Origin of the sequence: Camelimonas fluminis, assembly GCF_014656355.1 — a bacterium.
Classification (GTDB): domain Bacteria; phylum Pseudomonadota; class Alphaproteobacteria; order Rhizobiales; family Beijerinckiaceae; genus Camelimonas; species Camelimonas fluminis.
Map to the genome: position 1 here is coordinate 1 of NZ_BNCG01000050.1, position 14419 is coordinate 14419.

General features: G+C 64.4%; 9 protein-coding genes and 1 pseudogene. 5 read left to right on the plus strand and 5 right to left on the minus strand.

Annotation, left to right across the window (positions count from 1 at the left end):
- The first annotated feature begins 83 nt into the window (after window positions 1-83).
- Window positions 84-974, plus strand: a complete 891-nt coding sequence (locus IE243_RS20590) for a calcium-binding protein (protein ID WP_191321203.1) — start codon at window positions 84-86, stop codon at window positions 972-974.
- A gap of 121 nt (window positions 975-1095) precedes the next feature.
- Here the strand turns inward: IE243_RS20590 and IE243_RS20595 are convergent, their stop codons facing one another.
- The 4 genes from IE243_RS20595 to IE243_RS20610 form a co-directional block, all read right to left on the minus strand.
- Window positions 1096-3294, minus strand: coding sequence for a 3-hydroxyacyl-CoA dehydrogenase NAD-binding domain-containing protein (locus IE243_RS20595; RefSeq protein ID WP_191321204.1), 2199 nt, complete (start codon window positions 3292-3294; stop codon window positions 1096-1098).
- A gap of 70 nt (window positions 3295-3364) precedes the next feature.
- A complete protein-coding gene (locus IE243_RS20600) occupies window positions 3365-4573 on the minus strand; it encodes an acetyl-CoA C-acetyltransferase (RefSeq protein WP_191321205.1) in 1209 nt (402 codons plus the stop codon).
- 136 nt (window positions 4574-4709) lie between these two features.
- The gene (locus tag IE243_RS20605) at window positions 4710-6503 is read right to left on the minus strand and encodes an acyl-CoA dehydrogenase C-terminal domain-containing protein (RefSeq protein ID WP_191321206.1); all 1794 of its coding nucleotides are present in this window, start codon (window positions 6501-6503) and stop codon (window positions 4710-4712) included.
- Window positions 6504-7074: 571 nt separating this feature from the next.
- Window positions 7075-7455 (minus strand): MerR family transcriptional regulator, encoded by a 381-nt coding sequence (locus tag IE243_RS20610; RefSeq protein ID WP_191321210.1) that lies wholly within the window; start codon window positions 7453-7455, stop codon window positions 7075-7077.
- Between the two features lie 616 nt (window positions 7456-8071).
- Between IE243_RS20610 and IE243_RS20615 the strand changes: the two genes are divergently transcribed.
- From IE243_RS20615 to IE243_RS20625, 3 genes are all read left to right on the plus strand, one after another.
- Window positions 8072-9925, plus strand: coding sequence for a tetratricopeptide repeat protein (locus IE243_RS20615; RefSeq protein WP_191321207.1), 1854 nt, complete (start codon window positions 8072-8074; stop codon window positions 9923-9925).
- 311 nt (window positions 9926-10236) lie between these two features.
- The gene (locus tag IE243_RS20620; protein ID WP_210319928.1) at window positions 10237-10755 is read left to right on the plus strand and encodes a HugZ family pyridoxamine 5'-phosphate oxidase; all 519 of its coding nucleotides are present in this window, start codon (window positions 10237-10239) and stop codon (window positions 10753-10755) included.
- Window positions 10756-11106: 351 nt separating this feature from the next.
- Window positions 11107-11709 carry a hypothetical protein gene (locus IE243_RS20625; protein ID WP_191321209.1) on the plus strand — a complete coding sequence of 201 codons (603 nt, stop codon included), beginning with the start codon at window positions 11107-11109 and terminating at the stop codon, window positions 11707-11709.
- A gap of 179 nt (window positions 11710-11888) precedes the next feature.
- Here the strand turns inward: IE243_RS20625 and IE243_RS20630 are convergent, their stop codons facing one another.
- A complete protein-coding gene (locus tag IE243_RS20630) occupies window positions 11889-13355 on the minus strand; it encodes a DUF1254 domain-containing protein (protein WP_244643286.1) in 1467 nt (488 codons plus the stop codon).
- Window positions 13356-14209: 854 nt separating this feature from the next.
- On the opposite strand from IE243_RS20630, the pseudogene IE243_RS20635 reads away from it, so the two are divergent.
- Window positions 14210-14419: pseudogene (locus IE243_RS20635) on the plus strand (hypothetical protein); the annotation flags it as partial.

The following is a 14419-nucleotide window of genomic DNA, read 5'->3' on the forward strand; positions in this document are numbered from 1 at the left end:
ATCAGAAATCTCGCGAAGGGGGAACCTCTTATGATTCTAGACGTTCGAAAACCGCTCTAATGATATTGGGAGGGATTATTTCAATGACCTTCACCTATGATATCGACGATCCACAATACGCATCTCTTGATATAAAGCGAATTTATTACATCTACAACAATCTGTTCCCCCGATCAGAAGCTGATGGAACAGGTGAAGTTGCGTATTACAGCGGCTCTATGGACAGCGGACTTTACAAAAGCGCCTTTTACACATGGCGCGCCCGGCAAGACAGCAGCCATATCCTTGATGAAACGCATTATCTCCCTGATGGCGTCAGCGACTGGTCCGCGCGCTATGAACTGCGAAGCGGCCACGTAGAGCGCATGTCATTTGCCCAGCCCCTCGCCGAAGGCGGGCATCTGGTTGGCAATGGCCTGGTCAACGACGTCAGGTCAGCGCCTGATGCTCTTTGGGACTGGATAAACGACAGGGCCATGGCGCAGGTCCGGATCGCCAGCCTCCAGGCCTTCAACGCCCAGGGAGAGCTTGTTCTTTTGCAGACATTCGACGGCAAGGGCGCCCTGCTTGCCGGGCGATGCGACGCCGGGGCGCCGCGCACGACCTGGCAGCCAGAAAACTATGAGGCCTCGTGCCAAGTCGAGACTGACAAACCGGGCGTGACCGTGGTGCGCGGCGCCTGGGGCCGGCAGAGGATCACTGGCTCCTCCCAGGACGACGAACTGACTGGCGCCAGCGGTCGCGATGTCTTTGTTGTCGGGCCGGGCTCCGGTCACGACGTCATCCATGATTTCACGCCCAATCAGGATGTGCTCGAAATCGGCGGCGGCCAGATCAGCCTCTGGCGCGAATTGCCCGCGCTTCTGGAACAGCGGGGCGACGACGTCGTGCTGACGCTGCCGGACTGCAGCGTCACCCTGAAAGACGTCGCGCTGGCAGACCTCGACGCGGACGATTTCAGCCTGTTTCCCTGACCTGCGGCGCTGCATCAGGACGGAAAGAGCCGCGACGGTAATCCGTCGCGGCGTCTGGCGTCCTGGAGCGCAAAACCCTGTCCTGCTGCGCGCCCCCTCCCGGAGGAGTCCGTAGCGCGCCTCAGGCAGCGGCCACGAGCTTCGGGTAATAGGAGCCGCCGTCTTTCGCCATCTGGCGAAGCTGGGCGTTGGCGGTGAACCGTTCGCCGTATTTCGCGGCGAGGCGGTCACACAAGGCGACAAACGACGCCGCGCCCATGCCGTCGATATAGGACAGTACGCCGCCGGTGAACGGCGCGAAGCCGAAGCCGATGATCGAGCCGACGTCGGCCTCGCGCGGGTCGGTGACGATGCCCTCCTCGAAGCTGCGGGCGGCTTCCAGCGCCTGGGCGACCAGCAGCCGCTGCTTCAGTTCGGTCACGTCCAGCGTATCGGGATCGAGCTTCACCTTCTGCAACCTGGCCAGGCCTGACCATAGTTGCTTCTGACCCTTTTCGGGATAGTCGTAGAAGCCCTTGCCGTTCTTGCGGCCAAGTCGCCCCTCGCCCTCCACCATGGTTTCCAGCAGCGCCAACTGGTCGGGATCGACCGCGTCGTCGCCGGCTTCCGCTTTGGTGGCGCGAGCGATGCGCAGGCCGAGATCCAGCGCCACCTCATCGTTGAGCGCCAGCGGGCCAACCGGCATGCCGGCCATGCGGCCGACGTTCTCGATCATCGCCGGCGGCACGCCCTCCAGCAGCATGCGGTGACCTTCCTGGACATAGGCGCCGACGCAGCGGTTGGCGAAGAAGCCGCGCGCATCGTTGACGACGATCGGCGTCTTGCGAATGGCGCGGACGTAATCCATCGCCGTGGCAAGCGCCCTGTCGCCGGTCTGCCTGCCGACGATCAACTCGACGAGCAGCATCTTCTCCACCGGCGAGAAAAAGTGAATGCCAATGAAGTTGGCCGGACGCGACGCGGCCTTCGCCAGGCCGCTGATCGGCAGGGTCGAGGTGTTGGAGGCGAAGATGACGTCGTTGCCAATCACGCTCTCGACCTTCGCGATCACCTCGGCCTTGACCTTCGGATCCTCGAACACCGCTTCGATCACCAGATCGCAGCCGGCCAGCGCGGCGTAATCCGGAGTCGCGGTGATGCGCTCCAGCAGGATGGTTTTGGTTTCGGCGGTGGCGCGGCCCTTGCGAACCTGCGCGTCGATCTGCGCCTCGGCATGGGCCTTGCCCTTGTCGGCGGCGGCCTGGTCGCGATCGACCAGCACCACCTCCATGCCAGCCTGAGCGCTGACATAGGCGATGCCGGCGCCCATGAAGCCGGCCCCGACGACCCCGAGCTTGCGCAGTTTTGACTTCTCCACGCCCTTCGGCCGGCGGGCGCCCTTGTTCAGCTCGCCCATGGAAATAAACAGCGAGCGGATCATCGCCGCCGCTTCCGGCGTGCGCAGGATGTGGGCGAAGTAACGGCTCTCCACCTGCAGGGCGAGATCCATCGGCAGTTGCAGACCCTCGTAGACGCTGGCCAGAATGGCCTTCGCCGCCGGGTAATTGTCGTAGGTTTCCTTGCGGTAGATGGCGTTGGCGGCCGGGAACACCTGCATGCCGACGGGCGAGAACACCTTGCCCGAGGGATTTTTGAAACCCTTGACGTCCCACGGCGCGACGCCCTTGCCGCCGCCAAGGATCCAGGCCCTGGCTTTGGCGATCACCTCGTCCGGCGTGGCGGTCTCGTTGACCAGCCCCATGGTTTTGGCCATCGACGGCTTGATCTGCTGCCCCTTGAACAGGAATTGCAGGGCGTCTGGCGTCGCCATCATGCGGGCGATGCGCTGCGTGCCGCCGCCGCCAGGGAACAGCCCCACCTGAACTTCAGGCAGGCCCACCTTCGTGGCGCCGTCATTGGCCATGACGCGGTAGTGGCAGGCCAGGGCCAGTTCAAACCCGCCGCCGAGGGCAAGGCCCCGAATGGCGGCGGCCACGGGCTTGCCGCAGGTTTCCAGGCGGCGATACAGCTGCGACAGGCGGCGGGTTTCGCTGAAGAAGACGCGCGTGGCCTCTTCCGGGTCGCCCTGGGCGGCGCGCTGCTCGAAGGCGATGCGGGCTCCCTGCAACATGTTGAGGTCGGCGCCGGCGGAGAAATTCTCCTTGCCCGACGCGATCACAGCGCCCTTGATGGCGTCGTCGGCGACGATGCGGTCGATCACCGCCGACAACTCCTCCATCATCGCCAGGGTGATGACGTTCATCGGCGCCCCGGGCTGATCCCAGGTGACGAGCGCGACGCCGTCAGCGTCGACGTCGATGCGGAATTCCTTGAGACTCATGGACTGTCTCCTGATGCGCTTTCCGGAGCCGGAGCGGGCTGCCACGGAAAGGAATTGCGAGCCGGGAAACTCAGACGCGCTCGATAATGGTGGCGGCGCCCATGCCGGCGCCGATGCACAGCGTCACCAGGGCGGTCTGCTTGCCGGTGCGCTCCAGCTCGTCCAGGGCCGTGCCGAGGATCATCGCGCCGGTGGCGCCGAGCGGGTGGCCCATGGCGATGGCGCCGCCATTGGGGTTCATGATCGCCGGATCGATGTTGAAGGCCTGGAGATAGCGCAGCACCACCGAGGCGAAGGCCTCGTTCAGCTCGAACACGTCGATATCGCTGATCGCCATCCCGGCGTGGGCCAGCAGCTTGTTGGTCACGTCCACCGGGCCGGTGAGCATGATCGCCGGCTCGGAGCCGATATTGGCGAAGGCGCGGATGCGGGCGCGCGGCTTCAGGCCAGCCTTTTCGCCGGCCTCCTTGTTGCCGATCAGCACGGCGGCGGCGCCGTCGACGATGCCGGAGGAATTGCCGGCGTGGTGGACGTAATTGATGCGCTCGATTTCCGGGTAGGCCTGGATGGCGACGGAATCGAAACCGGCCATGCCAGCGAGTTGGGCGAACGACGGTTGCAACTGCGCCAGCGACTGCATGTCGGCGTTCGGCCGCATGTGCTCGTCGCGGTCGAGAATGGTGACGCCGTTGAGGTCGCGCACCGGGGTCACCGATTTCGCGAAGCGGCCATCGGCCCAGGCGGCGGCGGCGCGCTGCTGGCTCTGCACGGCGTAAGCATCCACGTCATCACGGCTGAAGCCGTATTTGGTGGCGATCAGATCCGCCGAGACGCCCTGGGGCATGAAATAGGATTTGATGGCGATGGCCGGGTCCATGGGCCAGGCGCCGCCGGACGCGCCCATGCCGACGCGGCTCATGGATTCGACGCCGCCGCCGATGGTCATGTCGTGCTGGCCGGCCATCACCTGGGCCGCGGCGAAGTTCACCGCATCGAGGCCCGAGGCGCAGAAGCGGTTGATCTGCACGCCTGGCACGTGATGGCCATAGTCGGCCGCCAGGGCGGCGGCGCGGGCGATATCGCTGCCCGCCTCGCCCACCGGATCGACGCACCCCATCACAACGTCGTCAATCAGCGTCGTGTCGAGGTTATTGCGCTCCCGAATGGCGCCGAGCACCGTCGTCGCCAGCTTGAGGGTGGAGCACTCGTGGAGCGAACCGTCTTTCTTGCCGCGACCGCGCGGCGTGCGAACGGCGTCATAAATATAGGCTTCAGCCATGACTGGCCTCCGGAGATGAATCCCGACGCAGTTTCAGGCCGTGAGACCGTGCAACAGGAAATGCGTCAGATCAAAACGATGGGGCGCCGCCTGCGCGACGCCCATGCTCTTGTGTCCGTGCGCCTGCACCGCCTGCTCAGAACGCCTCTGCGGGCAACGCCATCACGGCGTCGGCGCCGGCGGAGATCCGGGCAAGCTGGGCGCCGGTTTCCGGCAGCATGCGCTGGCCGTAGAAATCGGCCAGCACGAATTTGGCCTCGAGCGCCGGCGTCAGGGCTTCTCCCGCAGCCTTTTTGGCGTGCAGCGCCTTCAGGATTTTCGCCCACATATAGCCGATCGCCACCAGGCCAAGCATATGCATGTAATCGGCGCTGCCGGCCCCAGCGTTATCCGGGTTCTTCAGGCCGTTCTGCATGAACCACATGGTGGCCTGCTGCAGATGCCCCGCGGATTTACCCAGCGCCTTCAGGAACGGGGCCAGCTTTTCATCGCCCTCGTTGTCGCTGACGAACTGCTGCAATTCGCCGAAAAAGGCCATGGCGGCGCGGCCGCCGTTACGCGGCAGTTTGCGGCCCACCAGATCCAGCGCCTGAATGCCGTTGGCGCCCTCGTAGATCATGGCGATGCGGGCGTCGCGAACGAACTGCTCGGCGCCGGTTTCGACAATATAACCGTGGCCGCCGAACATCTGCTGCGCCTTCACCGCATTGTCGAAGCCAACGTCAGTGAGCACGCCTTTCAGCACGGGAGTCATCAGGCCGAGAAGCTCGTCGGCTGCCTCGGCCGTCGCCTTGTCCGGCGAGCGGTGGGCGACGTCGGCCTTCAGCGCGTTCCACAGCACGAAGGCGCGGGCGCCCTCGTTGAAAGCACGGATGGAGAGCAGGGTGCGGCGCACGTCCGGATGGACGATGATCGGATCGGCCGGCTTGTCCGCAGCCTTGGTCCCGGTGAGCGCGCGGCCCTGCAGCCGCTCCTTCGCGTATTGGGCGGCGTTCTGGTACGCGACCTCGGACTGGGCCAGCCCCTGGATGGCGACGCCAAGGCGGGCTTCGTTCATCATCACGAACATGGCGTTAAGGCCGCGGTTCTCCTCACCGACCAGCCACGCTGTGGCGCCGTCATAGTTCATGACGCAGGTGGCGTTGCCGTGAATGCCCATCTTGTGTTCAATGGAGCCGCAGCTGACGGCGTTGCGCTCGCCCGGCGTTCCATCGGCGTTGAGCAGGAATTTCGGCGCGACGAACAGGGAAATGCCCTTGACGCCCTCCGGCGCGCCCTCAATCCGGGCCAACACCAGGTGAACAATGTTCTCCGTCAGGTCATGCTCGCCGGCGGAGATGAAAATCTTCGTGCCGGTGATGCGGAAGCTGCCGTCCGGCTGGCGCACGGCCTTCGTCTTCAGCAGACCGAGGTCCGTGCCGCAGTGCGGCTCGGTCAGGTTCATGGTGCCGGTCCATTTGCCGGACAGCATGTTGGGCAGCCACGTCTGTTTCAGTTCGTCGGAGCCATGCACGTACAGCGCCGCGGCGGCGCCCATGGTCAGCCCCGGGTACATGGCGAACGCCATGTTGGCGGACGACGAGAATTCGTTGATGGCGGCGGCCACCGTGTGCGGCAGCCCCTGCCCGCCATATTCCGGGCTGGCGGCGAGTCCCATCCAGCCGCCAGCGGCGAATTCGGCGTAGGCTTCCCTGAAGCCCTTCGGCGTGGCGACCGAACCGTCATCGGCGCGGCGGCAGCCCTCCTGGTCGCCGGAGGCGTTGAGCGGCTGCAGCACTTCTTCGCAAACCCGGGCACCCTCGACCAGGATGGCCTCGACCAGTTCGGGCGAAGCGTCAGCGAAACCCGGCAAGTTGCCGTACTGCTCAATATTCAGAACATCCCGCAGCAGGAACATCACGTCGTCAACGGGCGCCTTGTAGGTGGGCATGTGCAACTCCTCAGAGGCGAATGCATCGCCAGAGCGTCATCGGGTCCGCCGGAGCGGCGATACATCGCCTGCCCCTGAGCCGGAGCTTCGGGCGGTCTCCGCCCCATGGACCGGAAGCCACTCCAGGTTTTCCTGTTGTGGCCCATTCTGATCGACCAGACGATTCCGTCTGGCCGGAACACGTTCCAGAGGGGCGATGAGCAGATAGTTCACATATAAACCATCTGTGAATCACCTTAAAGCCCCGCACGTACAAAAAGCCGACGCCTGGAACGTCGACGCCGACTGGCGCGGACCTCGCGCCCTGTTCAATACGACTGATTAAAATGACATTTTCCTGCTCACGTCACCCCTTGGCGCCGGCGCCCCTGACTTTGGTCGCATATGGTCGCGAGCGACGTCACGCGGCTTGATGAAGCCTGGCGGCGCAGGTGGTGCGCCGTCACCGGGCGCAAAGCAAAAAGGGCCGCCCCCCGGCGACCCTTTTTGTCAGTTCTCTCCATAGTAAGACAGACGTAGTGCTTCAGGCCGCATCACGACCCGGATTCCTAGCCTATCTGGCTCTTCACTACTACAGTTTGAGACGGGCGACATGCGTCCGGCTGGCCTCAAGCTCTGTGATCGCAGCTTCGATGTCACGCTTCTGCGCTTCGAGGTGCCGTATCTGCTCACTGATCTGGTCGACCGACAGACGCAGGGTCAACCCATTGGGCGCAGCGCCAAAATCGGCCTCGTTGCGATCGATCATCCCGGCAATCTCACCGAGCGTGAAACCCAGTTGCTTGCCCTTCAGAATAATGGCGAGACGCTCCCGATCCCGATCGCTGTAAAGCCGGACGGCGCCGCGCCGCCCCGGACGGAGCAGCCCTTTGTCTTCATAAAAGCGCAAGGCGCGCAACGTCACGCCAAAGTCCCGCGCCAGATCACCAATCAGATAGTAGCCGGCAGAGATCGCGGAATCGGCAACATCACCCGGAGGCTTGCATGGCCCCGATACGGCGGCATGACCTGAATGAAGCTGATGAACTACTTCCTGGTTCACAATAATCCTCCCCCCACGGGATTGTGCGCATGAGTATCGTTGCTCAAATTTACGTGATCTGCAACCGTAACGTCATGTCCGTGGCGGGCGCGCGACCGGGCGACGTGAAGCCGCCGTCGTTAACACTTCATTTACTGTCTTTGCAGATAGTGAAGAGGAGCGGCCCAGCATGCCGGCGACAGCACGGCAAGCCCCCTCAAGACATTGAACTTCCATGAGTTATGGACGCGGCGACGCTGGCGCCGCGCCAGCAGGATGGCGAACCATGACCCGAACGGCCAGCTCCGCCTCCGCGCTCCGGGACGACCTGCGGCGCATTGACGCAACTCTGGGTGGCGCCGCCCCATTATACAACCCAGGATCAGCAGACCGTGTCGCAGCCCGCCTGGCGCGTTATGCGGACGGCCTTTCACCTGTTTCCGGAGTCGCGGGCCAGCGCCAGCCGGCTGACATTTCGCCCGCTGCGCGCACGTTCGCACAGGCGTTTTCCGCCGCAGATCAATCCCCTTTTGCTGACCAATCCGTTTTGGTCACCCCGGAGAGCGCCCTGCGTCAGGCCGGCGAGGACGCCGCCCGTCGCATCGAGGCGGCGGTCGCGGCGACCTTGGGCGAAGCGGTCTCTGCCCTGCGCGGAGATATCGCGGCGCAAGCTCGCGGCGGAGAACATCTCTCCGTACTCCCCGCCCGTCTCGACGCCCTGGAAGCCGCAGGCCCCGAGATCGTGCGCTCCGTCACCGGGGTCATGAATGAGCGTCTTGACGCCGTTGACGACCATCTGGCCGATCTGACCCGCACCCTGACCCAGCACCCTGCCTGGGATCTCGAAACCGGATTGCAACAGCTTCACGCGGAAATCGGGGCGCTGGCGGACGCCACAAGCCAGAACGCGCTTCGCCAGGTTCCGGCCGACGCCATGCGCCAGATCGTTGCCGAGGCCCTTCGCGATATCCCGCAACCCGCGTTCCCGGATATTGAAGCTACTGTAACGCTGCCGATGCTCGCGGCCATCGACGAAGCCGTCGGGCGCGTCATCGCCGCCAACACGCAGCGCGAAGCCGATGCGCCAGCGTCGATGCCGCAGGCGAGCGACCTCACGCTGACCCATTCCATGCGCGATGAGCTGGCGGCGGCGCAGGCCGAGCACAGCCAGGACATCCGCAAGATGGAAAACCGGCTGGGCGCGCTGCAGGACAGCGTGTCAGCGCTCACCGAGCAATTGCGCGCGGCCCGTGAAGCCTCCGAACGCGCGGACCTGATCGCCCACGCCAACGCGATGGCCGTGGCCGGCCCCCGTCGCGAGGCCGGCGCGCCTCCAGTCAACATGGCGCCCGCCCCGGCCGAAAGCCACGCCGCATATACGCTGGCCGAGCAGGCCGTTGCTCCGGCGCGTCAGATATCGCCCGGCGACTCGCCGTCGCCAACGGAGATCAAGTCGCGATTGATCGCCGCGGCCCGGCGCGCCAACGCCGCCCCACGCCAGGCGCGGCGGGACGTCCGTACGACGACAGCCGGCCCGGCGGCCGCTGGCCGCAGCAACAAAGCCATGATCCGCTGGCTGCGCGGCAAGGGCCTGCTGTGGGCGGCGGCCATTGTCATCAGCGCCGGCGCCATGCCATTGCTGGCCCCTGCATTGCGTGCGTTGCCGGACGCCATCCTGCCGCCCACGGTTGAAAACGCCCGCCTGCCCGCGGAGCGCGCGCCTGAGAAAATCGGCAGCTATCTGACCACGTCCGGGCATCCGGCGTCCATTGTCGATGATCCGGCCGCGCTCTATGCCCTGGGCGACCGCATCGCCGAGGGCTCCAGCGTCGGCTCTCCGAAACTCGCCGCCAGCCTGCTCGAAAAAGCGGCCGAGCGCGGCCAGGCGCCGGCCCAGTACCGGATAGCGCGGCTGTATGAAAAAGGCGCGGGCGTGCCAAAGGACGCCCGCCGCGCCCGTTCCTGGTACGCGCGCGCCGCTGATCAGGGCAATGTGCGCGCCATGCACAATCTGGCCGTGATGTACGCTGACGGTTCGCTGGGGCCGGCCGACTACAAAACCGCCGCAACCTGGTTCCGCAAGGCGGCCGAGCGCGGTCTGGCCGACAGCCAGTACAATCTGGGCGTATTGCTGGCCCGTGGCCTCGCTGGCGAAGCCAACCCAACCGAAGCCTGGGTGTGGTTCGATATCGGCGCGCGCTCCGGCGATCAGGAAGCAGCGGCCCGCCGCAAGGAAGTCGCCGCCGCCCTCGCCCCGGACGCCCTGCAATCCGCGCAGACCACCGCCGCCGCATGGCGACCAGCTCCTGTCAACATTCAGGCCAATGATCCGCCGGCAGCAGCCGCCAAGACCGGGAGCACGGCGGGCGCAGAGATCGCAATGGGCGATCGCCCGGTCTGACGTGCTCCGGCTGCCCCGCGCGTTCGCCGCGCTATCCCCGCACCACGGCTGTTGCGACATCTCTACGGCGAAGGATGCGCCGCGCCGGCCGGACCAGCCGGCGTGGGGCCGGAAAATATTGGCCTGACATGGCGCGACGTCATCCGGGACAGGGCGGCGATCACACGCCTGCCGGCTTCTGCACGCCCGCCGACGTCGCGGCGGGATCCCTCGGGCCCCGGCGCATAAAGGCGAAACACCATGACCATTGACATCAGTCGGGCGCGTTTCACGATATGCCGACCCAGGCGCGATGCCCCAGAGGATTGAACATGCCGCCGATCACGCCCCGCGGGCTTGAAATCAACGCCGACGCCGCTCGCCCTCTGGACGCCATCGCCCTGGCGCGGACCATGTTGAGGTCGGCGAAAGCCGCAGCGCTCGCGACCCTTGACCCCAGCGGATATCCCTACAGCACCGCAACCAACATCGCCGTCGATGACGCTGGCAAGCCATTTATCTATATGGCGAATCTGTCGCTGCACGCCCGCAACATCGAACGTGACGACCGCATTTCCATCACCATCGCCGATATGGACAGGGATTTGCTGACCACGCCGCGACTCAGCCTGGTCGGGCGCGCCCGGCGGGTTATGGACAATGAGTACGAAGCGCTCAAGCAGCGTTACATGGAGCGTTTCCCCAAGTCGAAACTCTACCTCGCGCTGCCGGACAGCAGGATCTTCCACATTGAGATAGAGGCGGTGCAACTGAACGGCGGTCCCGCGCAAAACGCCAATTCCGTGACCCCACGCGACCTCGTGGAGGATCTGGCGGCGACAGTGGCGTGAGGAGCCGGCGGAGCCCGCTCCACCCATGCCGGCAGCCCATGACGCCAGAGGGCGCCCCCGTACGGCGGCGCAACGGGGCATCGCCAGACAGCCACAGCAAAAAGTCACCCATCGACGCTGCGATGGCAGCCTTCTTGCGACGGACATTGGAGCGTTCGACACTCCGACACATCATTGCGCGTGCAGACGCGCCTTGCATCCAGCCCCGTGCAATTCGGGAAATTTCTGGTCCACTTTCAGGCTGGACCGAGAGCGGCCGCCGCATATTGTGAGCAGGGGCGTATCGACCGACCGCGTTGTTCGATGGTTAACTTCCTGACCCGGAGTTTGCCGGTCGTACAGGAGCTCATCATGCCCGTATCCCGCCGCACCCTGCTTGCCTCTCTCGTCGCCGGCCCGCTGGTCGCCTGCCTGCCTGGCGCGGTCGCGCTGGCGCGCGCACCCGATCGCACCGTCGAGGTGCGCGGCCTCGGGGGCGTCGCCGTCGACAGCTTCAACGTTCGCGTCCTGTCTGTTGATCTGCCAACGCGCACCGTGCAGGTCGAGCGCAGGGGACGTCAGTGGCGCATCACCCTTCCGGAAGAGTTTGGCAGCCTGAACGCGCTGCGCCGCCGCGACCGCCTGCAGATCAACCGCGTCGAGAGCGCGCTCGTCACCGTCGCCCCCGCCCGGCGGGGCGCCAGGCCCGACGTAACGTTCTCGGCGACGCGCAACGACGGGCTGTTTGGCAATCTCCCGGCGCGCTGGGTTGTTCGCAATGTCACTGTCACAGCAAGGTTCGTCAGTTTTGACGCAGCCCGGGGAACCGTCAGCTATGAAGGACCGGAAGGTCCACGCACGGTTCGCGTTGCCGACCCTGCTGTTGTCAGCGCTCTCCAGCAACTGAAGCGGGGCGATATGGTCAAGCTGTCCTTCACCGAAGCGACAGAATTCGTCCTGACGCCGCGCAGCTGACGCGGATCGCCTGAGGGGCCGTTTCACGCCCCTGGCCTGCGTCCCCTGAAGCCCCCGTTGCAGCTTTCATGCCCGGCGGGGGCCTCACTTTCGGTGAGGTCGGCGCCCGCCCGCATGGACAAATGCAGCGGCGGGCGTCCTGTCATTGCCGGAGCATCGCGCCCCCAATACACTGAACGTCAGTTCTTGATTTCCTCAAAGTCGCCTGGCTTCCAGGTCTTGTCGAAAGCGGCGGCTTCTGGCCCGTAAATGCGGATATAGGCAAACCAGCCGCGCCCGGGCGTCGTCTTGATCCAGCGGTTTTCCTCACCGGCCGGCGCCGTTGGTCCAAAGTACAGCACCGTCGGTTCGCTTTTCGAGACATCTTTCAGTTCAAACAGTGAGCGTAACGCCGCCTTGTCCTGATCTGTCTGCACCTGCGACCGTGTGGCGGAATCATAAGCCGTCACCGACCAGAAAAGCTTCCCTGGCACCGGTTGGGGAATGGTCAGCCGGTAGCTCTTGCCGCCGTCGAGATAGGCCCCGGAAACATCCATCGAACCAAGCCAGTAGAGCGACCCGGCGCCAGCGTTACGACGGAACATCGCCGGCGACGTCACGATCGCCTGGGCGAACCAGCGGTCACGCGCCTCAAGATCCAGCCCCGCAGGCGTTTCGAACTGGGCGCTGCCAGGGGTGAGACCAACCCATTCCCATCTCCGATCGGGCCAGTTGACCCGGTCAGGACGGTTGCTTGCGAAGGCGGAGACCAACATCTGGTCGCGACCCGCCTTTGCCGCGCGCTCCAGGATCGCCTTCATGCGCGCGTCAGGAGCGAAGGGTCTGCCCTTTTCAATGCCGAGTTCGGACAGGAGGCCGTACATGGGCAGGAAGGATGGCGCGAGCGGCTCAGCCTCAATGATTTTGGCGAGTTGCTGCCAGAACTGGATGTTATCTTCCCAGCGCAGGGGAGAGCTGTCCATTTTCATATTGCTGGTGTCGATCACCTGCAGGGACTGGGGCTTGCCCGTCGCCGACAGCGGGTAAATCTTGACGTTCCTGAGCGCGGCCAGGGCCTTGCCCACATCCCCTCCAACGGGCAGGGAGCGGATCGCCAGCAGGTTCTTCACGGATTTGGACTGACTGCTGAAATATCCGGCTGGTATCTTCCCCTTGTAGCCTGGCGGCAAAATCAGGTGCTTGCCTCCCTTCCCGGCGTCAGGACCAGGCAACCCCATATCCAGCACCCAGCCCTGGTGATGGTCGTTGACAAGGCCGATAAACGCGCCGGGCGGCAATTCCACCACCATTGGCCCATTGCCCAGATCAAGCACGGCCGAGCCATAGGGCGTGTCCGAATTCAGTGTGAACCCGACCTGGCGTGGCCCGGTGGCGGCGATGCCCCAGGCCTTTCCGTCTTCTATGCCAACCGCGCGATTTCCCTCGAAAATGCCTTCATTCGAGACCGTCGGATACCAGAAACGATACGCAGTCATGGCGCGCTGAAAGTCCGCGTCGTCACGCGCCTGTTGCGCGGCGTCAGCCGTTGGATACCCCAGCTTGAACGTATATCCGGCATCCGGCGATGGGGTCTGCGCAACCGCGGCGCCAAGGGGATGAAGCGCTGTGACCAAGGCGGCGCCAGCGATAGCCATGACATATTTCATCAACGTCTCCCCGGAAGTAGCGCGCAATGCGCCCCGCAATGTCAGCGCCGCCAAGCGAGCCGGGTCGTTGCCGCGCCGGCCGTCGCTCCTGATAGAAACCTGCCCCGCGCATCAGGGGAGCGCCGTTGACAGTGGACGCACCCCGACATGCGGTCACGCAAAGATTTCACATGCCTCAGGCGCGCCCGCACAACACATGTTCGCTATGATGCAATATTCGCTCACTCCATAAACACGGCTGACCGGGAACCCCGCAGAACACAGACAGATTGTCCGCAAGCGCGCCAACCTTCGATGACTGGCCCCGTATGTCAGGTAGCTGCTCCGTCGTTTATGTTGCCGTGGAGGACCGGCGAATGACGCCCGCTGGATTATGATGTCGGACAGGCTGGCGCGAAATGGCAAGCGTGGCGAATGGATCCATGCCAGCCATGGAGACGTCTGCGGCTTTCGGAAAACCGCCCACGCCGAAACCGCATACTTGATGCAAAAGCTGCCGACCCGCCCCTGGGCCCAGTCACGATAACTGTCCGCAACCGGCGCCAAATGGACACCGATTGCGGAGCAGCTAAATTCGGAGTGAGTAAAAGCACTATACGCCCAAGCATGCTGAATGCAACTACTGGTCGCGCCCGCCATCGTCCTGCAGTCGGCTCGTGGTATTGCCCCTATCGCATGATCGGGTTCGTTTGCGTGGGCAAGGCGCAAGCATCTGTCAACGTGTAAGTACGCGCTATCTATCTGTAATTGTTGCAGACACGCTACAGACAGTCGGCCGCAATGGGTGTAAGAGCGTTAGGCTAGCGGTGAGTGCTGCAAAAGCCCCCTGTCGCGCGTAAAAAATGGAGTGAGTAATGAAAAAGATTCTTCTTGCGGGTGTCGCTGCCGCCACCATGCTGGCCGCCGGTTCGGCTTTCGCTGCTGACCTGCCTTCGCGTAAGTACGCTCCGGTTGCCCCGGTCGTCGTGGCTCCCGTGTTCACCTGGACCGGCTTCTACGTCGGTGTGAACGCTGGCTACGCCTGGAATACCAACAACAACAACAGCAACTACGTGTATGGCGCT

What these genes read in the sequence shown, in the direction of transcription:
- IE243_RS20590 (WP_191321203.1), top strand. Translation starts at nt 84, where the DNA reads ATGACCTTCACCTATGATATCGACGATCCACAATACGCATCTCTTGAT.
- IE243_RS20595 (WP_191321204.1), bottom strand. Translation starts at nt 3,294, where the DNA reads ATGAGTCTCAAGGAATTCCGCATCGACGTCGACGCTGACGGCGTCGCG.
- IE243_RS20600 (WP_191321205.1), bottom strand. Translation starts at nt 4,573, where the DNA reads ATGGCTGAAGCCTATATTTATGACGCCGTTCGCACGCCGCGCGGTCGC.
- IE243_RS20605 (WP_191321206.1), bottom strand. Translation starts at nt 6,503, where the DNA reads ATGCCCACCTACAAGGCGCCCGTTGACGACGTGATGTTCCTGCTGCGG.
- IE243_RS20620 (WP_210319928.1), top strand. Translation starts at nt 10,237, where the DNA reads ATGCCGCCGATCACGCCCCGCGGGCTTGAAATCAACGCCGACGCCGCT.
- IE243_RS20625 (WP_191321209.1), top strand. Translation starts at nt 11,107, where the DNA reads ATGCCCGTATCCCGCCGCACCCTGCTTGCCTCTCTCGTCGCCGGCCCG.
- IE243_RS20630 (WP_244643286.1), bottom strand. Translation starts at nt 13,355, where the DNA reads ATGAAATATGTCATGGCTATCGCTGGCGCCGCCTTGGTCACAGCGCTT.